The sequence below is a fragment of the Malikia spinosa genome (assembly GCF_002980625.1).
Taxonomy (GTDB): domain Bacteria; phylum Pseudomonadota; class Gammaproteobacteria; order Burkholderiales; family Burkholderiaceae_C; genus Malikia; species Malikia spinosa.
The window spans coordinates 157388-178856 of sequence record NZ_PVLR01000024.1; the positions used below are offsets into that span (position 1 = coordinate 157388).

Consider the following 21469-nt stretch of genomic DNA (forward strand, 5'->3'; position numbering starts at 1 on the left):
GCATGAGCATGAGCATGAGCAAGCAGGCATTGCCCCTTTCCACCCCGGTGGCCGTCATCGGCGCCGGCGCCATGGGTGCCGGCATCGCGCAGGTCGCGGCCCAGGCCGGTCATCCGGTCCGGCTGCTCGACAACCGCGCCGGCGCGGCCGAACAGGCCGTGGCGGGTATCCGCGCCCAGCTGACCAAGCTGGCCGACAAGGGCAAGCTGAGCCCCGAAGCGGCGCAGGCCGCGGCTGAGCGCCTGTCGGCTGCGGCGTCGAGCGCCGAGCTTGCCGATGCCGGCCTGGTGATCGAGGCCATCGTCGAGAACCTCGAGGTCAAGCGCGCGCTGTTTCGCGAGCTCGAGGCGATCTGCGGCGCCGACTGCATCTTCGCGACCAATACCTCGTCGATCTCGGTCACCGCGATCGCCGCCGGCCTGCAGCGGCCCGAGCGCCTGGTCGGCATGCATTTCTTCAACCCGGCGCCGCTGATGGCGCTGGTCGAGATCGTCTCGGGCCTGGCGAGCGAGCGCCAACTGGCCGACACGCTGTTCGACACTGCAGCCGCCTGGGGCAAGACCCCGGTGCACGCCAAGTCGACCCCCGGCTTCATCGTCAACCGCGTCGCGCGCCCCTACTATGCGGAAGGCTTGCGCCTGCTGCAGGAGGGCGCGGCCGATTGCGCCACCATCGACGCCGTGATGCGCGAGGCCGGCGGCTTCCGCATGGGGCCGTTCGAGCTGATGGACATGATCGGCCATGACGTCAACTTCGCGGTCACGAAATCGGTCTGGAACGCCTTCTACCAGGACCCGCGTTTCCAGCCCTCGCTGATCCAGCAGGAGCTGGTCGATGCCGGCTTCATCGGCCGCAAGAGCGGGCGCGGCTTCTACGACTACCGCGCCGGCGCCGAACGTGCGCAGCCGCAGAGCGCTGTCCCCGTCGGCGTGCCGGCGGACATCCTGGTCTGCGGTGACAGCCCGGCTGCGCTGGCGCTGGCCGCGCGCTTGCAGGCCGCCGGGGTCGCGTTCAGCCGCGCCGCTTCGATCGACGGCCGCATTGCCGAGACCGGCAGCGTGGTGCTGTTCCAGACCGATGGCCGCAGCGCGACCCAGCGCGCCTGCAACAGCGGCATCGCCAATCTGGCGCTGGTTGACCTGGCGCTCGACTACGGCCAGGCCAGCCGTCTGGCGCTGGCGCTGGCACGCCAGGCGAACCCGGCTGCGCAGCAGGCGGCCGTCGGCCTGCTGCAAGCTGCCGGTTATGCGGTGGCCCTGCTGGCCGATGTACCGGGCCTGGCCGTCATGCGCACGGTCGCGATGCTGGCCAACGAGGCCGCCGACGCGGTGAACCAGGGCGTCTGCGACGCCGCCGCTGCCGACGCCGCCATGCGCCTGGGCGTCAACTACCCGCGCGGTCCGCTGGCCTGGGCCGATGCGGTCGGCGTCGAGCGCATCCGCACCGTGCTGGCCCATCTGAACCAGTTCTATGGCGAGGACCGCTACCGTGTTTCCCCGCTGATCCAGCAAGCCGTCCATGCCGGGAGTCCGATCCATGGTTGAAGCCAACAGCCCCAGCCCCAGCAGCGATCCGCAGGCACTGGCCGATGCCGCTGCCGATGCCATGTGGTCGCGCGACGCCGTCGCCCGGGCGCTGGGCATGGAGCGGGTCGAGGTCACGCCCGGCCATGCCACGCTGCGCATGCGCGTGCGCTCCGACATGGCCAACGGCCACCATATCTGCCATGGCGGAATGATCTTCACGCTGGCTGATACCGCCTTTGCCTACGCCTGCAACAGCTACAACCAGAACACCGTGGCCTCGGCCTGCCACATCGACTTCCTGGCGCCGGGGCGCGAAGGCGATCTGCTCGAGGCGCAGGCCGTCGAGCGTGCGGCGGGCGGTCGCACCGGCGTCTATGACGTCACGGTCAGCGTCGTCGGCGGCAAGACCCTCGCGCTGTTTCGCGGCAAGAGCGCCCGCATCAAGGGCGAGGTGACGGCCAGCCTGGCTGACGCGCAGTAAGCCTCGTCCCGCAACCACCATCACAAGAATCGACAGAGGAAACCCATGACCGTCAAGAAACCCCTGCCCGGCGAACTCGATGCGATCGAAACCGCCAGCCGCGACGAGATTTCCGCGCTGCAGCTCGAGCGCCTCAAGTGGTCGCTGCGCCACACCTATGACAACGTGGCGCCCTACCGCGAGAAATGCCTGGCCAAGGGCGTGCATCCGGACGACCTCAAGACGCTGTCCGACCTGTCCAGCTTCCCCTTCATGACGAAGCTGGACCTGCGCGACCATTACCCGTTCGGCCTGTTCGCGGTGCCGCGCAACAAGGTCGCCCGTCTGCATGCGTCGAGCGGCACCACCGGCAAGTCGGTCGTGGTCGGCTACACCCAGCAAGACATCTCGAACTGGGCCGACCTGATCGCGCGTTCGCTGCGCGCCGCTGGCCTGCGCGCCGGTGACATGGTGCAGAACTCCTACGGCTACGGCATGTTCACCGGCGGCCTTGGCGCGCACTACGGCATCGAGCGCCTGGGTTGCACCGCCGTGCCGATGTCGGGCGGCCAGACCGAGAAGCAGGTCCAGCAGATCATGGACTTCAAGCCCGACGGCATCATGGTCACGCCGTCCTACTCGCTGGTGATTGCCGAGGAATTCGAGCGCCAGGGCATCGCGCCCGAGGACATCTCGCTCAAGGTCGGCGTCTTCGGTGCCGAGCCCTGGGGCGAGGGCATGCGTGCCGAGATCGAGCGCAAGTTCGGCATCGACGCGATCGACATCTACGGCCTGACCGAGGTCATGGGCCCGGGCGTGGCCTGCGAATGCATCGAGACCAAGGACGGCCCGGTGATTTGGGAGGACCATTTCTACCCCGAGATCATCGACCCCGAGACCGGCGAAGTGTTGCCCGACGGCGAGGAAGGCGAGCTGGTCTTCACCTCGCTGACCAAGGAAGCCTTCCCGGTCATCCGCTACCGCACGCGCGACCTGACCCGTCTGCTGGCGCCGACCGCACGTTCCTTCCGCCGCATCGGCAAGATCACCGGCCGCTCGGACGACATGCTGATCGTGCGCGGCGTCAACGTCTTCCCGACCCAGGTCGAGGAGCAGATCCTGCGCGACCAGCGCCTGTCGGGCAACTACCAGATCCACCTGGAGCGCGATGGCCACCTCGACGCGGTCGAGATCCGTTGCGAGCTGCAGCGCTCGCTGTCGGGCAAGCTCGGCGCGAGCGAGGTCCAGCAGATCGCCAAGGAGCTGCAGCATCACATCAAGACCATCGTCGGCATCTCGACCAAGGTCAGCGTGCTCGATGCCGATGCGCTGCCGCGCACGCTGACCGGCAAGGCCAAGCGCGTGTTCGATACGCGTCCCAAGCAGCTCTGAGCAGGTCAGGAAACATCCCATGTACCAGACTCTGAGCATCGAGCGCCGCGACCGCGTCGCCACGATCTGGATGGACCGGCCCGAGGTGTTCAACGCCTTCGACGAGCAGCTGATTGCCGACCTGCAGGCGGCCTGCGCCGAACTCGACGCCGATGACTCGGTGCGGGTGGTGGTGCTGGGCGGCAAGGGCAAGCATTTCTCGGCTGGCGCCGACCTGAACTGGATGAAGCGCGCCTCGGCCTTCAGCGAGGAAGAGAACCGCGCCGACGCGCGCCGCTTTGCCGCCATGCTGCGCGTCCTGTCCGGCCTGTCCAAGCCGACCATCGCGCGCATCCAGGGCGCTGCGCTGGGCGGCGGCACCGGCCTGGCCGCGGCCTGCGACATGGCGGTGGCCAGCCATGACGCCTCATTCGCGACCTCCGAGGTCAAGTTCGGCATCATCCCGGCGGTCATCAGCCCCTATGTGCTGCGCGCGATTGGCCCGCGCCAGGCGCTGCGCTATTTCCAGAGCGGCGAGCGCTTCAGCGCCCGGCGTGCCTACGAGATCGGCCTGGTCAACGAGGTCTGCGAGCGCGACGACCTCGACGCGACGCTGGCGCTGCTGATCGAGCCGCTGATTGCTGGCGCGCCGCGGGCGCAGCAGGCCGCCAAGGATTTGATCGCGGCCGTCGACGGTCGCCCGATCGACGACGCTGTCAGCGAGGAAACCGCCCAGCGCATCGCGCGTCAGCGCGCCACCGACGAGGCGCGCGATGGCATCGCCGCCTTCCTCGACAAGAGATCCCCGAGCTGGCTGCTCTGAGCGGCCGATTCCGTCAACCGCTTCATTCCCCAGGAGTCAACACCATGTACACGCAATCCTTCAGCGTATCGGATGAGCCGGGCAAGCCGCTCAAGCCGGTGGCTTCGACCGAACCGGTCGAATTGATGGCCAGGTTCGATGCCCGCATCGACGCCGACGGCCGCATCGAGCCGCAGGACTGGATGCCAGAGGCCTACCGCAAGACCCTGGTGCGCCAGATCAGCCAGCACGCGCACAGCGAGATCGTCGGCATGCTGCCCGAGGGCAACTGGATCAGCCGCGCCCCGAGCTTGAAGCGCAAGGCGATCCTGATCGCCAAGGTGCAGGACGAGGGCGGCCATGGCCTGTACCTGTATTCCGCCGCCGAAACGCTGGGTACCAGCCGTGACCAGATGCTCGACGGCCTGCATTCGGGCAAGGCCAAGTACAGCTCGATCTTCAACTATCCGACTCTGAGCTGGGCCGATGTCGGCGTGATCGGCTGGCTGGTCGATGGCGCCGCCATCATGAACCAGGTGCCGCTGTGCCGCTGCTCCTACGGCCCCTATGCCCGTGCCATGGTGCGCGTCTGCAAGGAGGAATCCTTCCACCAGCGCCAGGGCTACGAAGCGCTGCTGGTCATGATGCAGGGCACCGAGGAACAGAAGGCGATGGTGCAGGACGCCGTCAACCGCTACTGGTGGAAATGCCTGGCCATGTTCGGACCGCCCGACGCCGACAGCCCCAACAGCGTGCAGGGCATGCGCTGGGGCATCAAGCGCATCAGCAACGACGATCTGCGCCAGAAGTTCGTCGACGCGACCGTGCCGCAGGCCAAGGTGCTGGGCGTGACCCTGCCCGATCCGGACCTGAAGTGGAACGAGGAGCGCGGCCATTACGACTACGGTCAGATCGACTGGGACGAGTTCTGGCAGACCGTCAACGGCAACGGCCCTTGCAACAAGGAACGTCTGTCGACCCGCGTGAAAGCGCACCACGATGGCCAGTGGGTGCGCGATGCCGCGCTGGCCCACGCCCGCAAACAGCAACAACGAGCAATGAAGGAGGCAGCATGAGCGCCGCACTGAAGGAATGGCCCCTGTGGGAAGTTTTTGTTCGCAGCAAGCAGGGTCTTGAGCACAAGCACTGCGGCAGCCTGCACGCGTCCGATGCGCAGCATGCGCTCGAGATGGCACGCGATGTCTACACCCGGCGCCAGGAAGGCGTGAGCATCTGGGTGCTGCCCTCGGCCCAGATCACCGCCAGCAACCCGGATGACAAGGGCGAACTGTTCGATCCGGCGGCCGACAAGATCTACCGCCATCCGACCTTCTACGAAATCCCGGAAGCCGTGGGGCATATGTAAATGAGCGCGACTGCCAACTACCTGCTGCACCTGGCCGACAACGCCGTGGTGCTGGGCCAGCGCAACGCCGAATGGTGCGGCCACGGCCCGGCGCTCGAGGAAGACATCGCGCTGGCCAACGTCAGCCTGGACCTGATCGGCCAGGCCCGCCTGCTGTACCAGCAGGCGGCGACCGAGCTCGGCGGCGACGCCACCGAGGACCGGCTGGCCTATTTCCGCGATGTGCCGGAGTTCCGCAACTACACGCTGCTGGAACTGCCGCACCACAGCGCGCTGGTCGGCTACGCCAAGAGCGACCTCGACTACGGCACCACCATCGTGCGCAACTTCCTCTACAGCGCGCTGATGGTGCTGGTGTGGGAACAGCTGCAGCAGTCGAAAGACGAGCAACTGGCCGCCATCGCCGCCAAGTCCTTGAAGGAAGTGCGCTACCACCTGCGCCACTCGCGCGACTGGCTGGTGCGCCTGGGTGACGGCACCGACGACTCGCACGCCCGCGTGCAGGCCGCGCTCGACCATCTGATGCCCTACACCCAGGAATTCTGGACCGGCAGCAGCATGGAGGCTGCAGCCGTCGCCGCTGGCGTCGGGGTTGATGTCGCCGCGCTCAAGTCCGACTGGGACCAGCTGGTCGACGACGCGCTGCTTGAGGCCACCCTGCAGCGCCCGAAAGGCGAGGGCTATGTGACCCAGGGCAAGAACGGCCTGCATTCCGAGCACCTCGGCTTCCTGCTGTCCGAGATGCAGGGCCTGGCCCGCTCCCACCCCACCGCCACCTGGTAAGCCCATGAGCGCCGTCGCCTTTGCTGATGCTTCTGCTGCCGTGCAAGCGGCCTGGACCGCACTCGATGTGCTGACCGATCCCGAGATCCCGGTCGTGTCGCTGCGCGAACTCGGCATCCTGCGCGACGTGCGCCTGGGTGTCGACGGGCTGGAGGTGGTGATCACGCCGACCTACAGCGGCTGCCCGGCCATGGGCCAGATCGAGGACGACGTGCGCGCCACCCTGCAGGCCGCCGGCCTGCAAGGCCGGGTCATCACCCAGCTCGCGCCGGCATGGACCACTGACTGGATGACCGACGCGGCGCGCGACAAGCTGCGCGCCTACGGCATCGCACCGCCGCAGCATCGCTGCGCCAGCCAGCCGCTGCTGGGCGAGAGCCCGCTGCGCTTCGTGCGCCAGGCTGCAAAGCCCGAGCTGGTGCCCTGTCCGCATTGCGGCTCCAGCCATACGGTGGAGTCCTCGCATTTCGGCTCCACCGCCTGCAAGGCACTCTACAAGTGTCTGGACTGCCAAGAGCCGTTCGACTACTTCAAGCCGTATTAAGTTTTACCGGAGACACCCGCATGTCTGCCCCCCGTTTTCAAGAGCTCAAGGTCAAGCAAGTCAGCCCGGAAGCGGCTGGCTCGGTGGCCATCACCTTCGACATTCCCGCCGAGGCGCGTGCCGACTTCCATTTCGAGCCCGGTCAGTTCCTGACCCTGCGCGCGATGGTCAACGGCCAGGATGTGCGGCGCAACTACTCGATCAGCAGCCCGCGCAGCCGTCTGCATAAGTGCGGCGAGCTCGAGGTCGGCATCCGCCCGGTCGAAGGCGGCCTGTTCTCCAACTGGGCCGCCAGCGCGCTCAAGGTCGGTGATTCGCTCAGCGTGCTGCCGCCCGAGGGCCGCTTCACGGTCAAGAAGGCGCGCGCGATCCACCGCGTCGGCTTTGCTGCCGGCTCCGGCATCACGCCGATCCTGTCGATCGCCGCCACCACGCTCGAGGAGCAGCCCGAGTCCAAGTTCACTCTGGTCTACGGCAACCGCCGCATGAGCAGCGTGATGTTCAATGAGGCGCTGCAGGACTTGAAGGACCGCTTTGCCGGCCGCTTCACGATGATCCACATCCTGTCGCGCCAGGCGCAGGAAGTCGACCTGCTGCAAGGCCGCATCGACGGCGCCAAGGTGCGCGCCATCATCGGCGCGCTGCTGCCGGTCAAGAGCATGGACGAGGTCTTCATCTGCGGCCCCGAGGCCATGATCGAGGCGACCGAGCAGGCGCTGATCGCCGCCGGCGTGCCCGAGAGCCGGGTCCACAGCGAGCGCTTCGCGAGCTCGGCGGCGCAGGCGGCCAAGGTGCAGGCCGATACCGACTCCGCCACGGCCAAGTCCACCGCTGCCAAGGATGTCCAGATGACTGTGGTGGTCGACGGCAAGCAGTTCGAGATTCCCGTCAGCCGCGACGAGCACCTGCTTGACGCCGCGCTCAATGCCGGCCTGGACCTGCCGTTCTCCTGCAAGGCCGGCGTCTGCTGCACCTGCCGCTGCAAGGTGATGGAGGGCAGCGCCACCATGGACAAGAACTACACGCTCGAAGCCGACGAGGTGGCGCAAGGCTATGTGCTGAGCTGCCAGGCCCGTGCCGCGGCCGACACCATCAAGCTGGTGCTGAGCTTCGACCACCGCTGATCAGCCGGGCGTAAGTCGCCCACTGTAAGCTGCCGCCGCCACAGGGCCGGATTTCGAATCTGGCTATAGTGGGGCGGTTTTTTTTAGCTCTGGACATTTGTCATGACCTCTACCCCCGAATTCATCCAGGTCCGTACCGAGGGCCGCGTCGGCATCGTCACGCTGTATCGTCCCAAGCAGCTCAACGCGCTCAACGACCAGCTGATCGACGAGCTCGGCGCCGCCCTCAAGGCCTTCGACGCCGACGAGGCGATCGGCTGCATGATCGTGACCGGCAGCGAGAAGGCCTTTGCCGCTGGCGCCGACATCGGCGCCATGGCCAGCTACAGCTTTGCCGATGTCTACCAGGGCGACTACATCACGCGCAACTGGGAAACCATCCGCCAGATCAGGAAGCCCGTGATCGCGGCGGTGAGCGGCTTCGCGCTCGGCGGCGGCTGCGAGCTGGCCATGATGTGCGACTTCATCATCGCGGCGGACAACGCCAAGTTCGGCCAGCCCGAAATCAAGCTGGCCGTGATTCCGGGCGCTGGCGGCACCCAGCGCCTGCCGCGCGCGGTCGGCAAGTCCAAGGCGATGGACATGGTGCTGACCGGGCGCATGATGGACGCGCAGGAAGCCGAGCGCGCCGGTCTGGTCTCGCGCGTGGTGCCGCTCGATAAGCTGCAGGACGAGGCGCTCGGCGCGGCCTTGACGATCTGCAACTACTCGCTGCCCAGCGTGCTGGCGGCCAAGGAGTCGGTCAACCGCGCCTTCGAGGGCGGACTGTCCGACGGCGTGATGTTCGAGCGCCGGCTGTTCCACGCGCTGTTCGCCACCGCCGACCAGAAGGAGGGCATGGCGGCCTTCGTCGAGAAGCGCAAGCCCGAATTCCGGCACTGCTGATCTGGTGCCACTGATCCGGCGCCGCTGCACCGGTTCAGCATTTCAGCGGCTCAGTGGCGCGTCGCTCATTCCTGCAGCGGCTTGAGCACGCGCTTCATGTCCGGTCCGTCCGGGTGTGGCAGCACCGAAAAGCCCAGGCTTGCCATCAGGCGCAGCATCTTCTCGTTGTCTGCCAGTACGTCGCCGACCATGTAGCGGTATGACCGGTCGCGCGCGCAGTCCATCAGCGCGCCCATCAGCCGCCGGCCCAGTCCGCTGCGCTGCCAGCGGTCGTCGATCACCAGCGCGAACTCGACCGATTCCCCGTCGGCGGTCAGCGTGTAGCGCGCCGCGCCGATCTGCTGCGTCTCGCCGCCTTCCTCGGTCAGCGCGACCAGCGCCATCTCGCGGTCGTAGTCGACCTGGGTGAAGCGCGCCACCAGTGCCGGCGGCATTTCCTCCAGCCGTTCCATGAAGCGGTAGTAGCGCGACTCGGGCGACATGCGCTGGAAGAAATCCCGCATCAGTGCCGCGTCCTCGGGCTTTATCGCGCGCACCGTGACCCGGTGGCCCTCGCGCATCGGCCATTCCTGCGTCAGCTCGGACGGGTAGGGGTGGATCGCCAGATGCGCATAGCGGGCCTTGCCCGCGCCGAGCGCCGGGTCCATCGTGAGGCGCGCGCCCACCGCGGTCGCTCCGTCCTCGTCGGCCAGCAGGTCGATCGACAGCTCGCGCAGCCAGGGCAGCTCGCACGCCAGGTTCGAGACCGCGAGCAGCGTGTTCTCGAGCGCCTGCCGGTTGACCGGTGGCCGCTGGCGGAACGCGTCGAGCGTGCGCGCGACACGCGTCGACTCGATCAGACGCTGCGCCAGGAAGCGGTTGAGCGGCGGCAGCGCCAGCGCGCGGTCCTGGTACAGGTCCATCGGGTCGCCGCCGGCGCCAAAGGCGATCACCGGCCCGAACACCGGATCGCGCAGCACGCCGATGCTGAGCTTGCGCGCGTGCGGCTGCTCGCGGTGGCGCTCGAGCGCGACGCCGCCGAGATGGCCGACATGGCCGCCGGGCTGGGACGCGCGCGCGGCCTCGACGAGGTCCTGGTAGGCCAGCCGCACCGATTCCAGGCTGCTCAAATTGACGCGCGCCAGCGCCGCATCGGCGGCCAGGTCCTGGCCTTCGAGCCGGATGTCGACCGGCAGCCCGAGCTGCTCGGCCATGAAGATGGCCTCGCTGGTCGAGCGCGCGATCGCCACCGGCGGCACCTCGATGCCAAAGCTGCGCAGCAGCGCGCGTGTCTCCAGCGCCGAAGGCACGCGCCGCTGCTCGGCCAGCAACTGGTCGGCCAGCACGCGCGCATTGCCGCTGCCGGCGCGCTCGTAGTCCTGGTCCGGGCTTGGTGCCTGCAGCAGCAGGTTCTGGTTGTCGTAGTAGCCCGAGATGTCGCTGAACAGCTCGACCGCGGTCTCGGGCGTGCCGAACACCGGCACGCCAGCTTCCACCAGCCGCTGGCGTGCCGCGCTGACCTGCGCGCCACCCATGAAGCAGCAGCAGACCGGCACCCGCGTGCTGCCGGCCAGCTCGACGATGCCTTGTGCCACGCGCTCGGGCTGCACCATCGCCAGCGGCGAGAGCACGACCAGCACCGCGCCGACCGATTCGTCGTCGCGCAGCGCGGCGATCGCCTGCAGGTAGCGCTCGGGCGTCGCGTCGCCACCGAGGTCGACCGGGTTGGCGCCGTTCCAGTCCCTCGGCAGGAATTTATTCAAGGTGGCAATGGTTGCTGCCGACAGCGCCGCCAACGGCACGCCGAGCGCGCGCGCCTTGTCCACCGCCATCGCCGCCGGACCGGTGCCGTTGCTGACCACCGCCAGTCGCCCGCCGCGCGGCTTGAAACCGGTCGCCAGCGCCTTGGCGGCATGGAACAGCTGGTTGATGCCGCGCACCCGCACCACGCCGGCGCGGCGCACGGCGGCGTCGAACACCGCGTCTGCAGTCGCGTCGGCCGCTGGCGCGCCGAGCTCGCTCGACTTGAACAGGATCACCGGCTTGCTGCGCGCGGCCGAGCGCAGCGCGCTGACGAAGCGGCGCGCGTCGCGTACCCGCTCGACATGCAGCAGGATGTAGCGCGTGCGCTCGTCGTGGACCATGAAATCCAGGACTTCGCCGAAATCGATGTCGAGCGCGTTGCCCAGCGACACGACCGAGGAGACGCCGATGCGGTTCAGCGTGGCCCAGTCGAGCACCGAGGCACACATCGCGCCCGACTGCGCGACCAGTCCGAGGTCGCCCGACAGCGGCGAGGTGTCGGTGAAGGTCGCGTTGAGTGCCAGCCTGGGTCGCACGATGCCGAGCGACTTCGGGCCCAGCAGGCGCACGCCCCAGTGCCGCCCGGCGTCGGCAATGCGCTTGTCGAGCGCTGACTGGCCGACGGTCGCCGGGCTGGTCACGATGACCAGATGCCGGATGCCGGCCTGCGCGCATTGCTCGATGATCAGCGGCATGCTGCGCGGCGGCGTGGTCGCGATCGCCAGGTCGACCCGCGCGCCGATCTGCTCGACCGAGGCGACGCAGGGCTGGCCGAGCACCTCGCTGTGCCTGGGGTTGACCGCCCAGACCTTGCCCTTGTAGCCGCCTGCGATCACGTTGCGCAGGATCACATGGCCGATCGCGTCGGGCTTGTCGGAGGCGCCGATGATGGCCAGGCTTTGCGGCTCCAGCAGCGGCTTGAGATAGTGGTGGTTCGGCATGGTGGCGGGTCCTGGGGCTCAGCGTTTCACGATACCACTGGCAGGCGGTGTGTCATTGGCCTGATCGGGAGTCGAGCCGCGGATCGGCCACATTCATACCTTTTGAATCTGCAGTGATGCCAATAAGGTATCAATTTCACCATATTTAGGGTAAGTCCTAGGGGTGATTCAAGGGCAAACCCTGATCTCCCTTGACCCGGATCAAGGGTAAAGTCATGACACATTCTTTCAATCCCGAGGGTATATCTGTGAATCGTATTCTGAAAACGACAGCTCTGGCTGCAGGCCTGATGTGCGGCGTGTTCGCAACCCAGGCCCAGGCCCAGACCATCACGATCAAGGTCCACCATTTCCTGAACGCCAACTCGGTCCAGCACACCACGATGCTCAAGACCTGGTGCGACAACATCGCCAAGGATTCCGCCAACCGTCTGCAGTGCCAGATCTTCCCGTCGATGCAGCTCGGCGGCACCCCGGCGCAGCTCTACGATCAGGCCCGTGATGGCGTGGCCGACGTGGTCTGGACCCTGCCTGGCTACACCTCGGGCCGTTTCCCCCGGATGGAAGTCTTCGAGCTGCCTTTCATGATGACAAATGCCGAGGCGACCAGCCGCGCTGCCTGGGATTACTACGAGAAGAACGCCAAGGACGAGTTCAAGGACACCAAGATCCTGGCGGTCCATGTGCATGGTCCGGGCAACATCTTCACTTCCAAGAAGCAGATCAAGACCGTGGAAGACATCAAGGGCCTGAAGCTGCGCGCCCCGACCCGTCTGACCACCAAGCTGCTGACCAGCCTGGGCGCGACCCCGGTCGGCATGCCGGTGCCGGCCGTGCCTGACGCGCTGTCCAAGGGTGTGATCGACGGCGCGGTGATTCCGTACCAGGTGGCGCCCTCGATCAAGATCGACGAGCTGACCAAGTTCACCGCCGAGACTGACCGCACCCAGCCGGCGCTCTACACCGCGCTGTTTGTTGTGCCGATGAACAAGGCCAAGTACGACTCGCTGCCGCCTGAGCTGCAGAAGGTCATCGACAAGAACTCCGGCCGTGAACTGTCGGCCTTCCTGGGCAAGACCCAGTCTGACGACGACATCCCGGGCAAGCAGAAGATCGTCGCCGCCAAGAACACCGTCACGGTGATTCCGCCGGCCGAACTCGAGAAGTGGATCCAGGCTTCCAGCAACGTCGACGACGAATGGGTGGCCGAGGTCACCAAGAAGGGCCTCGACGGCAAGGCTCTGCTGGCCGATGCCAGGGCATTGATCAAGAAGTACACCAAGTAATCCTGATTGCGAGCCGACACCACGCCGGAGGCCACAAGCTTCCGCGTGGTGTTGTTTCTTTGACTTCCAACTTGCTGGAGCTTTTATCGTGCGAATACTCGGTATGTTGGCCAAGCTGTGCGCCATCCTGGCCGGCTTGCTGCTGACCCTGATCACCCTGATCACCTGCTACAACCTTATCATGCGCAACTTCATCGGCGAGTCGATGGTTGGCGCCTTCGAGCTGACCGCGGTGTCCACCGGCGCGGCGATCGCCCTGTTCATGCCGCTGGCGCAGGCGCGCCAGGGCCACATCATTGTCGATTTCTTCACCACCGGCCTGAGCGATGCGCTCAACGCCAAGCTCGACCGCTTCGGCGCCCTGATGCTGAGCCTGGTGTTTGTCTTCCTGGCCTGGCGGGTCTCGATCGGCGGCATCAATGCCTACAACGCCGGCTCCCAGACCATGCTGATGGGCTTTCCCGAGTGGATCGTCTATGCCGCCATGGTGCCCCCCTTCATCGTGACCGCGCTGATCGGCTTGACCCAGACGGTTTTCGGCTTTGAATCCCTACAAAAAGAGCTCACCCCATGACTCCCATTGAATTGGCCGGCATCATTTTCGGCAGCATGCTGGTCTTCATGGCGATCCGGCTGCCGATCGCCATCAGCATGTTCCTGGCGGGCGCCACCGGCTACATCCTGCAGGCCGGCTGGTTGCCCTTTGCCGGCTTCATGAACACCCAGGCCTTCGCGCGCTTCGCGGGCTATGACCTGTCGGTGATTCCGCTCTTCATCCTGATGGGCTATTTCGCCACCAAGGGCGGCATCAGCAAGGACCTGTTCTCCTTCGCTGCGGCGGTCATGGGGCGCTTTCGGGGCGGCCTGGCCATGGCTTCGCTGCTGGCTTGCGCGGCCTTCGGCGCCATCAGCGGCTCCTCGGTCGCCACCGCTGCGACCATCACCGGCGTGGCATTGCCCGAGATGAAGCGCCACGGCTACTCCGGCCGCCTGGCCACCGGCACGCTGGCTGCTGGCGGCACGCTGGGCATCCAGCTGCCGCCTTCGGTGGTGCTGGTGATCTACGCCATCCTGACCGAGCAGAACATCTCCAAGCTGTTCGCCGCCGCCGTGGTGCCTGGACTGATCGCGCTGTGCGGCTACATGCTGGCCGTGGCGATCTACGTGCGCGTGGTGCCCGGCCAGGCGCCCGAGGTCGATCCCAACCGCGAACCCATGACGCTGGCCAAGGTCATTGGCGTGCTGCCCATCATCACGATCTTCTCGCTCGTGTTCGGCGGCATCTATGGCGGCTTCTTCACCCCGACCGAAGGTGCAGCCGTCGGCGCGGCCTCGACCCTGCTGATCGCGATCTTCAAGCGCGAGATGACGGTTGCCAAGCTGATGGACTGCTTCCTCGGCACGGCGGCCAGCGCGGCCATGATCTTCCTGATCTTCATCGGCGCCGACACCATGAACGCGGCGCTGGCGATGACCCAGGTGCCGAATCAGCTCGCTGGTGTCGTCGGCAGCTGGGGCCTGCCGCCGCTGCTGGTGATCACCGCGATCCTGCTGTTCTATGTCGCGCTCGGCGCCGTGATGGACGAGATGTCGATGCTGCTGCTGACGGTGCCGATCTTCTTCCCGATGGTGATGGGCCTGGACTTCGGCATGCCCAAGGACATGGTTGCGATCTGGTTCGGCATTATGGTGCTGATGACGGTGGGCTTCGGACTGATTGCCCCGCCCGTGGGCCTGAACGTCTACGTGGTCAACGGCATGGCGCAGACGGTCCCGATGGCCGAGAGCTACAAGGGCGTGATGCCCTTCCTGATCAGCGACGTGCTGCGCACCATGCTGTTCCTGTTCTTCCCGATCATTCCGCTCTGGCTGGTGCAGTTCGCCAGCTGAGCCGGACTTCTTCACCCCAAAAAAACGAGGCCCTTGACGGGCCTCTTTTTCTTGGAGTTGTAGCAGGTCGGAATTACAGGTCGAGCAGGGCGGCTTGCAGCTGCTGCTGGAACAGCTCGGCGTCACCCAGCGCCTGGGCGTTGAGCAGCGCCAGCTTGACCAGGAACAGTTCGGTCTTGTCCTGGCCGGCCTGGTCGATGGCGTTGGCCAGGGCGTCGTAGACGGTTTCCAGGCCGTCGATCGTGAGGGCTTTTTGTGCAGTCATGGTTTTTTCCTCTTACTGGGGCAGGGCGGTGTTGAGGGCGGCTTGCAGGCGCACCGCGTCGAGGGTCAGCCAGCGCGCGCAGACATGCTGGTCGGGGCGCAGCAGGTAGGCCGCGCCGCTGGCCTGCACGCCGTAGCGCTCGCGCAGATGGCCGTCGGCATCGGCGAAGGTCTGGTCGGCGCCGGCCACCGGCTGGGCCGCGCCGACCGCGGTCACGCGCAGCGCGATGCCCCTGGCGCGCGCCGCAGCCACCACTTGCTGCAGCGCGGCCGGAATCGCGTCGGCTGCGGTGAAGTAGAGCAGGTCGAAGCCGCCACCCAGGTGGTCGAGCAGGAAGTCGTTGGCCGCCAGCCGGACGTTCTGCGGCGGCGCGCCATGCGCCGGGCCGGCCTTGAACAGGCTGTTGTCGTCGCCGCGGCTGTTGAGCATCGAGTGGCTGTACTCATGCGGGCGCGAGGTGCGCCAGTGATAGAGCGGGCGCACGAATTCCTGCGTCAGCGACAGCGACAGCACGGCGTCGCGCAGCAGCTGGAAGCCGCCGGCCGGCGGCGTCATGAAGCGGGTGCTCTTGCCGGCCTCGGCGATGATCTCGCGCGCCGCGCCGACGCGTTCGGCGCTGTAGTTGGCCAGCAGCTGCTGCCCGCCCAGGCCCTTGACCACATGCGCCAGCTGCCAGCCCAGCGACTGCGCGTCCTGGAACGCGGTGTTGGCGCCGCGCACGCCGAAGATCGGCAGCAGGTGGGCGGCGTCGCCGGTAAAGATCACGCTGCCGTGCACATAGTCGGGCAGGGTCAGGGTGCGGGCCGAGTAGACCGAGCTCCAGTCCAGCTCCCAGGGCTGGCCACCGAAACCGATCATTTCGAGCTGGGCGTCGATGCGGGCCTTGAGTGATTCCGGGCGCAGCGCTTGCTCGGGCGTCTCGCCAGCGGGCAGCTGGTAGTCGACGCGCCAGATGCCATTGGGCTCGCGGTGCATCAGGATGGTGTTGCCCGGGTTCCATTCGGGGTCGAAATAGGCCAGGCGCTCGGTCGGCAGCGGCAGGTCGATCTTGATGTCGGCGATCACGAAGAAGCCCTCGTACGACGCCCCTTCCATCTGCAGCTCCATCGCGCTGCGGATCGGCGAGCGGCCGCCGTCGGCGGCGACCACCCAGTCGCTCTCAAGCTGGTACTCGCCTTCGGGCGTGTCGACGGTGACGCGGGCGTAGCCGTCCTGCTGCTCGACCTGGACCACCTTGTTGCCCCAGCGGAAGTCGATCAGCGGATTGGCCTTGCAGGCGTCATGGAGGTATTCCTCCATGTACTGCTGCTGCACGTTGATGATCGGGAAGAAGCGGTCGTCCGGGTCGTGCGGCGCTTCCATGCGGAACACGCGCTGGCCGCGGTAGAACGAGTTGCCGAAGCGCCAGGGCAGGCCGCCTTCGGTCATGCGGTCGGCCACGCCGACTTGCTGCAGGATTTCCATCGAGCGGCGGGTGAAGCAGATCGCGCGGCTGCCCTGCGAGAACTGCAGCTCGGCGCTCAGCACCACGCTGGCCACGCCGTGGCGCGCCAGTTCCAGCGCCGTCACCATGCCCGACGGGCCGGAGCCGACGATCACGACTTGCTGCCGTGGCTGGGCCGGATGCTGCGACGCCAGCCAGGGCTGGAACACCTGGTACTGGTAATAGATGGAAGGACGGGCTTCGGTGGTCGGTTGATGCATGGTCTGTCTCCGGTGGGACGTTCAGGATCGAAGGGAATGCTGGATCAGGCGGTCGAACAAGGCGCTCAGGCTGGCTTGCTCGTCGGCGTCGAGGCAACCGAAGATTTCCTGGTTGCGCTTGTTGATCAGGGCCATGGTGCGGGCGAAGGCCTGGCGACCGGACTCGGTCAGCGTCAGCACCACGCCACGGGCATCACTGCTGTCGTGCTGCTTGCACACCAGGCCTAGGTCGACCAGGGCCTGGGCGGCGCGGCTGGCTTGGCCCTTGTTCAGGTTGGCCTGTTGCGCCAGGTCCTTGACCGACAGCGGCTCGAAGCTGCCGATGGTCGCCAGGCAGCGGCCGTCGCTGAGCGACAGGCCGGCTTCCCGCGGGTAGGCATGCTGGCTGTCCTGATCGGTCAGCTTGTGCAGCAGGTGCAGTCGGTAGGTCAGCGAGCGCTCGAGCGACGGCGCTGACGCCGGTGCGGGTGCGGGTGCGGGTGCGGAGTGGGTGTCATGGGGTCGGCGGGTCATGCGTGGCGTCCTGTCTTGCCTCGGATTCTAGTGATAGTTGGTTGCGCACACAACTGAGTGCTTACCCTGATGTCCGGCTGGATTAGTCAAGAACAAGGCCCGACCTGCAAGCAGATCGGGCCGGGCATCACGCGGGAACAGGGTCCCGCGCCGGGTTCACTTGCCGAGGTACTTGCTGCCGATGCCGTGCACGGCTGCCGCCAGCTGGCTGCCGTCCAGACCGCGGGCATTGGCCTGCTTGATCCAGTCGGCCTCGACCGAGGCGGTGGTCTTCTTCAGCGCGTTGTAGTCGGCGTCCTTGATCACCAGGGTCTTGTTGCCCTGGGCGGCCAGCTTCTTGCGCGTGTCGGCAATGCCTTCATCCCAGGCCTTGCCGGTCAGGTCGACCAGGGCCTGACCGCTGTGCTTGTCGATCACGGCCTTGAGCTCGGGCGCCAGGCTGTCGTACTTGGCCTTGTTCATCATGACCGCCATCGGCGTCTGGATGAAGCCGGGCTGGTGCGCCATGCCTTCCATGTGGTACTTGGTGACTTCGTCGACCTTGATCGCCGGCAGCACTTCCCACGGAATCATGGCGCCGTCGATCACGCCCTTGGAGATGCCTTCGGTGACCTGGGCCAGCGGCATGTTGACCGGGGTGCTGCCCAGGCTGGACAGGAACAGGGCGGCAAAGCGCGACGGGCTGCGCAGCTTGAGCCCCTTGATGTCGTCGGCCGACAGGATCGGCTTGCTGGCGGTGCTGATCACGCTGTTGCCGCCGCTGTGGATGGCCAGCAGCTTGAAGTCCTTGAAGTCGGCCATCGCGTGCTGCTGGACATAGTCCCACATCGCGCGCGAGGCGGCCAGGCCGTCACCCGGCAGCGTGAACGGCAGCTCGAGCGCCTCGGTGCGTGGAAAGCGCCCGGTCGAGTAGCTCGGCGAGGTCCAGACCACGTCGGCGACGCCGTTCTTGACCTGGTCGGCCAGCTGGGCCGGCGTGCCGCCGAGCGCCAGCGAGGGGTAGAGCTGGCATTTCATCTTGCCGCCCGAATCCTTCTCGATCGCCGCGCACCAGGGCAGGGCCACCTTCTGGTTGAAGCCCGAGTTCGCCGGCAGGAAATGCGAGTACTTGAGCGTGACGGTCTGGGCCTGGGTTGCAGCGGCGCCGAACAGCGCCGGCAGCGCCAGCGTCAGGCCGGCCAGCATCCGGTTCGGGGTCGAGTGCCAGCGCGGAGTTGCCGTCGACAGGAGCTTGTGCTTGCGGGTGGATTTCATGGGCTCACCTTTGGGTCTGGTTAAAGTTATTTCTAATACCGTTATTCTGCGCCTGACCCCAGAGTTGAAATGCTGGGGTTTCCCCTAGGTCGCGCCTGAATCCGGGTTTTTCCCTGGTTTTGCTCAGAAAAACAGCAATATTCTAGAAAATCTCAACTTCAAGGGTTAACCCCAATCAAAAACCAGACCAAGGCATGAGAACATAAAGTTATTAAACATAACTTGTAGTCTGTTCTTCAACTTTCAGCCGAGTCGATCATGAGCCACTTGTCCACCCCTTCCGTCCAGGACGCCGTTCAACTGGAAATGCGCGGCAGCGTCGCCCTGATCCGCCTGTGCCGCCCGGCCAAGCGCAATGCGCTCAACGATGGCCTGATCCTGGCCCTGCGCGACATCTTTCAGAACCTGCCCAAGGAGGCGCGCGCGGCCGTCATCCACGGCGAGGGCGAGCATTTCTGTGCCGGCCTGGACCTGTCCGAGCTGCAGGAGCGCGATGCCGGCGAAGGCGTGCACCATTCCCGCCTGTGGCACAGCGCGCTCGAATGCATCGAGAAGGGCACGGTCCCGGTGGTCGCGGCACTGCATGGCGCCGTGGTCGGCGGCGGCCTGGAGCTGGCGAGCGCCTGCCATATCCGCGTTGCCGACGAGTCGGCCTTCTTTGCCCTGCCCGAGGGCACGCGCGGCATCTTCGTCGGCGGTGGCGGTTCGGTGCGCATCCCCAAGCTGATCGGCGTGGCCCGCATGACCGACATGATGCTGACCGGCCGCGTCCACGACGCCGTCAATGGCGAGCGCATCGGCCTGGCGCAGTATCTGGTGCCGACCGGCAGCGCGCTGGACAAGGCGCTCGAGCTGGCGACCCGCATCGCCACTAATGCCCCGCTGACCAACTATGCGCTGATGCACGCGCTGCCGCGCATTGCCGAGCAGCCGGCTGACCACGGCCTGTTCACCGAGGCGCTGATGTCCTCGATCGCGCAATCGGCGCCCGAGGCCAAGGCCCGCGTGCGCGCCTTCCTCGAAGGCAAGGCCGCCAAGGTGCAAAAGGCCTGAGCGGCCTAAAGCGCCGCGAAGCAACCACCGCAGAGGAGATCAGAAAAATGAGTTTCGACCAGTCCCCCCAGTACCGCCCGCTGATTTTCGGCGTGACCCGGGTCAAGCTGCGCGACGGCGCACCCGGCACCCATTACCTGCAGGCCGACCAGCCGCTGCTGCCTTACCCTGAGCGCATGACCGACCGGCTGCAGCATTGGGCGCAAACCGTGCCGACGCGCAGCTTCATGGCGCGCCGCGTCAGGCAGCCCGACGGCAGCCTGGGCGACTGGAAGCATGTCAGCTATGGCGAAGCCTGGCAGACCGCGCGCCGCATCGCGCAGGCGATCCTGGACCGTGGCCTGAGCGTCGAGCGCCCGGTCGTGATTCTGTCCGAGAACAGCCTGGAGCATGCGCTGCTGTCGCTGGGCTGCCTGATCGCCGGCGTGCCCTTCGTGCAGACCTCGCCCGCCTATTCGCTGATCAGCACCGACTACGACAAGCTGCGCCATGTGATCAACACCGTCACGCCGGGCATGCTGTTCGCCAGCGATGCCGCGCGCTACGGCAAGGCGCTGCAGGCGGTCGCGACCCCCGAGATGGAGCTGGTGCTGGTCGAGGGCGAGCTGGCCGGGCTGGCCAGCACGCCGTTCGACGCGCTGTGCGCCACGCCCGAGACGCCGGCGGTCGATGCCGCGATGGCCGCCACCGGCCCCGACACCATCACCAAGTTCCTGTTCACGAGTGGCTCGACCAAGCTGCCCAAGGCCGTCATCAACACCCAGCGCATGTGGTGCGCCAACCAGCAGCAGATGGTGCAGTCGATGCCGGTGCTGGCGCAGCAACCGCTGGTGCTGCTCGACTGGCTGCCCTGGAACCATACCTTCGGCGGCAACCACAACGTCGGCATGGTGCTCTATCACGGCGGCACGCTCTACATCGATGACGGCAAGCCGACGCCGGCGCTGATGCACGAGACGCTGCGCAACCTGCGCGAGATCGCGCCGACGGTGTATTTCAACGTCCCGACCGGCTTCGAGGCGATTGCCGCCGCGATGAAGACCGATGCCCAGCTGCGCAAGACCCTGCTGTCGCGAGTGCAGATGTTCTTCTACGCCGGCGCGGCGCTGGCCCAGCCGATCTGGGACAGCCTGTTCGAGACCGCCGAGCAGGAGATCGGCCAGCGCATCGTGATGACCTCGGGCCTGGGCATGACCGAGTCCGGCCCGTTCGGCCTCTACGTGACCGGCCCCGAGCTCAAGGCTGGCGACCTCGGCGTGCCGACGCCGGGCATGCAGGTCAAGCTGGTCGACCTGCAGGGCAAGACCGAGATCCGCTACCGCGGCCCCAACATCACGCCGGGTTACTGGCGCGCGCCGCAGGAAACCGCCGAGGCCTTCGACGAGGAGGGCTATTTCAAGTCGGGCGACGCGGTCAAGTGGATCGACGAGACCGACATCCACCTGGGCCTGAAGTTCGACGGCCGCATCGCCGAGGACTTCAAGCTCGCCACCGGCACCTTCGTCAGCGTCGGCCCGCTGCGCGCCAAGATCATTGCCGCCGGCGCGCCCTATATCCAGGATGTCGTGATCACGGGCCTGAACCTGAAGGAGGTCGGCGCCATGGTGTTCCCGACCCAGGCCGTGCGCGCGCTGTCCGGGCTGCCGGCCGATACCTCGATGCACGAGGTGGTCGACAGCGCGCCGGTGCTGGCGAAGTTCCAGCAGGTCGTCAACGAACTGGCCAAGAGTGCCACCGGCAGCGCCAACCGCATCGCGCGCCTGTGCCTGCTGGCCGATGCGCCGACCGTGGACCGGGGCGAGATCACCGACAAGGGCTCGATCAACCAGCGCGCCGTGCTGACACACCGCGCCGATACCGTGGCCAAGCTGCACGCCGACGAGCTGCACTACATCCTCAAACCCCAAATCTGAAAGCAAG

General features: G+C 66.7%; 20 protein-coding genes. 15 read left to right on the forward strand and 5 right to left on the reverse strand.

Annotated features, from left to right (window positions below):
* The first annotated feature begins 2 nt into the window (after positions 1-2).
* The 10 genes from paaH to C6P61_RS09940 all read left to right on the forward strand — a co-directional run bounded on the left by paaH (position 3) and on the right by C6P61_RS09940 (position 8861).
* Positions 3-1544: a 3-hydroxyacyl-CoA dehydrogenase PaaH gene (paaH, locus tag C6P61_RS09895; RefSeq protein ID WP_105729759.1), complete on the forward strand. Its 1542-nt coding sequence runs from the start codon at positions 3-5 to the stop codon at positions 1542-1544.
* On the forward strand, positions 1537-2007 hold the full coding sequence (gene paaI / locus C6P61_RS09900; protein ID WP_105729760.1) for a hydroxyphenylacetyl-CoA thioesterase PaaI: 471 nt from the start codon (positions 1537-1539) through the stop codon (positions 2005-2007). Before paaH ends, paaI begins: the two co-directional genes overlap by 8 nt.
* Positions 2008-2052: 45 nt before the next feature.
* Positions 2053-3378: a phenylacetate--CoA ligase PaaK gene (gene paaK, locus C6P61_RS09905; RefSeq protein ID WP_105729761.1), complete on the forward strand. Its 1326-nt coding sequence runs from the start codon at positions 2053-2055 to the stop codon at positions 3376-3378.
* Positions 3379-3397: 19 nt separating this feature from the next.
* Positions 3398-4180, forward strand: a complete 783-nt coding sequence (locus tag C6P61_RS09910; RefSeq protein ID WP_105729762.1) for an enoyl-CoA hydratase/isomerase family protein — start codon at positions 3398-3400, stop codon at positions 4178-4180.
* A gap of 44 nt (positions 4181-4224) precedes the next feature.
* The gene (paaA, locus tag C6P61_RS09915; protein ID WP_105729763.1) at positions 4225-5235 is read left to right on the forward strand and encodes a 1,2-phenylacetyl-CoA epoxidase subunit PaaA; all 1011 of its coding nucleotides are present in this window, start codon (positions 4225-4227) and stop codon (positions 5233-5235) included.
* The gene (gene paaB, locus C6P61_RS09920; RefSeq protein ID WP_105729764.1) at positions 5232-5525 is read left to right on the forward strand and encodes a 1,2-phenylacetyl-CoA epoxidase subunit PaaB; all 294 of its coding nucleotides are present in this window, start codon (positions 5232-5234) and stop codon (positions 5523-5525) included. Before paaA ends, paaB begins: the two co-directional genes overlap by 4 nt.
* Complete coding sequence (gene paaC, locus C6P61_RS09925) at positions 5526-6308, forward strand: 1,2-phenylacetyl-CoA epoxidase subunit PaaC (protein ID WP_105729765.1); 783 nt, start codon at positions 5526-5528, stop codon at positions 6306-6308.
* Positions 6309-6312: 4 nt separating this feature from the next.
* Positions 6313-6852 (forward strand): 1,2-phenylacetyl-CoA epoxidase subunit PaaD, encoded by a 540-nt coding sequence (paaD, locus tag C6P61_RS09930; RefSeq protein ID WP_105729766.1) that lies wholly within the window; start codon positions 6313-6315, stop codon positions 6850-6852.
* Between the two features lie 20 nt (positions 6853-6872).
* The gene (paaE, locus tag C6P61_RS09935) at positions 6873-7976 is read left to right on the forward strand and encodes a 1,2-phenylacetyl-CoA epoxidase subunit PaaE (protein WP_105729767.1); all 1104 of its coding nucleotides are present in this window, start codon (positions 6873-6875) and stop codon (positions 7974-7976) included.
* A gap of 102 nt (positions 7977-8078) precedes the next feature.
* A complete protein-coding gene (locus tag C6P61_RS09940) occupies positions 8079-8861 on the forward strand; it encodes an enoyl-CoA hydratase (protein WP_105729768.1) in 783 nt (260 codons plus the stop codon).
* A 65-nt stretch (positions 8862-8926) separates the two neighbouring features.
* Here the strand turns inward: C6P61_RS09940 and C6P61_RS09945 are convergent, their stop codons facing one another.
* Positions 8927-11584 (reverse strand): bifunctional acetate--CoA ligase family protein/GNAT family N-acetyltransferase, encoded by a 2658-nt coding sequence (locus C6P61_RS09945; protein ID WP_105729769.1) that lies wholly within the window; start codon positions 11582-11584, stop codon positions 8927-8929.
* A 290-nt stretch (positions 11585-11874) separates the two neighbouring features.
* Between C6P61_RS09945 and C6P61_RS09950 the strand changes: the two genes are divergently transcribed.
* The 3 genes from C6P61_RS09950 (at position 11875) to C6P61_RS09960 (ending at position 14760) form a co-directional block, all read left to right on the forward strand.
* The gene (locus tag C6P61_RS09950) at positions 11875-12870 is read left to right on the forward strand and encodes a TRAP transporter substrate-binding protein (protein ID WP_237491005.1); all 996 of its coding nucleotides are present in this window, start codon (positions 11875-11877) and stop codon (positions 12868-12870) included.
* Between the two features lie 88 nt (positions 12871-12958).
* Complete coding sequence (locus C6P61_RS09955) at positions 12959-13444, forward strand: TRAP transporter small permease (protein WP_105729771.1); 486 nt, start codon at positions 12959-12961, stop codon at positions 13442-13444.
* Positions 13441-14760 (forward strand): TRAP transporter large permease, encoded by a 1320-nt coding sequence (locus tag C6P61_RS09960; protein WP_105729772.1) that lies wholly within the window; start codon positions 13441-13443, stop codon positions 14758-14760. The genes C6P61_RS09955 and C6P61_RS09960 overlap by 4 nt, the downstream gene beginning before the upstream one ends.
* 73 nt (positions 14761-14833) lie before the next feature.
* On the opposite strand, the gene C6P61_RS09965 is transcribed toward C6P61_RS09960, so the two are convergent.
* From C6P61_RS09965 to C6P61_RS09980, 4 genes are all read right to left on the reverse strand, one after another.
* A complete protein-coding gene (locus C6P61_RS09965; RefSeq protein WP_105729773.1) occupies positions 14834-15025 on the reverse strand; it encodes a DUF2783 domain-containing protein in 192 nt (63 codons plus the stop codon).
* A gap of 12 nt (positions 15026-15037) precedes the next feature.
* Positions 15038-16729, reverse strand: a complete 1692-nt coding sequence (locus C6P61_RS09970) for an FAD-dependent monooxygenase (protein ID WP_105729774.1) — start codon at positions 16727-16729, stop codon at positions 15038-15040.
* 21 nt (positions 16730-16750) lie between these two features.
* Positions 16751-17242 (reverse strand): MarR family winged helix-turn-helix transcriptional regulator, encoded by a 492-nt coding sequence (locus C6P61_RS09975; RefSeq protein WP_105729775.1) that lies wholly within the window; start codon positions 17240-17242, stop codon positions 16751-16753.
* 156 nt (positions 17243-17398) lie between these two features.
* Entirely contained in the window at positions 17399-18496 is a 1098-nt protein-coding gene (locus C6P61_RS09980; RefSeq protein WP_211296958.1) for a TRAP transporter substrate-binding protein, read from the reverse strand.
* Between the two features lie 258 nt (positions 18497-18754).
* On the opposite strand from C6P61_RS09980, the gene C6P61_RS09985 reads away from it, so the two are divergent.
* Together C6P61_RS09985 and C6P61_RS09990 are read left to right on the forward strand one after the other, a co-directional pair.
* Positions 18755-19549: a crotonase/enoyl-CoA hydratase family protein gene (locus C6P61_RS09985; protein WP_105729777.1), complete on the forward strand. Its 795-nt coding sequence runs from the start codon at positions 18755-18757 to the stop codon at positions 19547-19549.
* 47 nt (positions 19550-19596) lie between these two features.
* Entirely contained in the window at positions 19597-21462 is a 1866-nt protein-coding gene (locus C6P61_RS09990; RefSeq protein WP_105729778.1) for a feruloyl-CoA synthase, read from the forward strand.
* The last annotated feature ends 7 nt before the right edge of the window (positions 21463-21469 follow it).

What these genes read in the sequence shown, in the direction of transcription:
- paaC (WP_105729765.1), top strand. Translation starts at nt 5,526, where the DNA reads ATGAGCGCGACTGCCAACTACCTGCTGCACCTGGCCGACAACGCCGTG.
- C6P61_RS09975 (WP_105729775.1), bottom strand. Translation starts at nt 17,242, where the DNA reads ATGACCCGCCGACCCCATGACACCCACTCCGCACCCGCACCCGCACCC.
- paaH (WP_105729759.1), top strand. Translation starts at nt 3, where the DNA reads ATGAGCATGAGCATGAGCAAGCAGGCATTGCCCCTTTCCACCCCGGTG.
- paaK (WP_105729761.1), top strand. Translation starts at nt 2,053, where the DNA reads ATGACCGTCAAGAAACCCCTGCCCGGCGAACTCGATGCGATCGAAACC.
- C6P61_RS09990 (WP_105729778.1), top strand. Translation starts at nt 19,597, where the DNA reads ATGAGTTTCGACCAGTCCCCCCAGTACCGCCCGCTGATTTTCGGCGTG.
- paaE (WP_105729767.1), top strand. Translation starts at nt 6,873, where the DNA reads ATGTCTGCCCCCCGTTTTCAAGAGCTCAAGGTCAAGCAAGTCAGCCCG.
- paaB (WP_105729764.1), top strand. Translation starts at nt 5,232, where the DNA reads ATGAGCGCCGCACTGAAGGAATGGCCCCTGTGGGAAGTTTTTGTTCGC.
- paaA (WP_105729763.1), top strand. Translation starts at nt 4,225, where the DNA reads ATGTACACGCAATCCTTCAGCGTATCGGATGAGCCGGGCAAGCCGCTC.
- C6P61_RS09970 (WP_105729774.1), bottom strand. Translation starts at nt 16,729, where the DNA reads ATGCATCAACCGACCACCGAAGCCCGTCCTTCCATCTATTACCAGTAC.
- C6P61_RS09960 (WP_105729772.1), top strand. Translation starts at nt 13,441, where the DNA reads ATGACTCCCATTGAATTGGCCGGCATCATTTTCGGCAGCATGCTGGTC.
- C6P61_RS09980 (WP_211296958.1), bottom strand. Translation starts at nt 18,496, where the DNA reads ATGAAATCCACCCGCAAGCACAAGCTCCTGTCGACGGCAACTCCGCGC.
- C6P61_RS09950 (WP_237491005.1), top strand. Translation starts at nt 11,875, where the DNA reads ATGTGCGGCGTGTTCGCAACCCAGGCCCAGGCCCAGACCATCACGATC.
- paaD (WP_105729766.1), top strand. Translation starts at nt 6,313, where the DNA reads ATGAGCGCCGTCGCCTTTGCTGATGCTTCTGCTGCCGTGCAAGCGGCC.
- C6P61_RS09910 (WP_105729762.1), top strand. Translation starts at nt 3,398, where the DNA reads ATGTACCAGACTCTGAGCATCGAGCGCCGCGACCGCGTCGCCACGATC.
- paaI (WP_105729760.1), top strand. Translation starts at nt 1,537, where the DNA reads ATGGTTGAAGCCAACAGCCCCAGCCCCAGCAGCGATCCGCAGGCACTG.
- C6P61_RS09940 (WP_105729768.1), top strand. Translation starts at nt 8,079, where the DNA reads ATGACCTCTACCCCCGAATTCATCCAGGTCCGTACCGAGGGCCGCGTC.
- C6P61_RS09965 (WP_105729773.1), bottom strand. Translation starts at nt 15,025, where the DNA reads ATGACTGCACAAAAAGCCCTCACGATCGACGGCCTGGAAACCGTCTAC.
- C6P61_RS09985 (WP_105729777.1), top strand. Translation starts at nt 18,755, where the DNA reads ATGAGCCACTTGTCCACCCCTTCCGTCCAGGACGCCGTTCAACTGGAA.
- C6P61_RS09945 (WP_105729769.1), bottom strand. Translation starts at nt 11,584, where the DNA reads ATGCCGAACCACCACTATCTCAAGCCGCTGCTGGAGCCGCAAAGCCTG.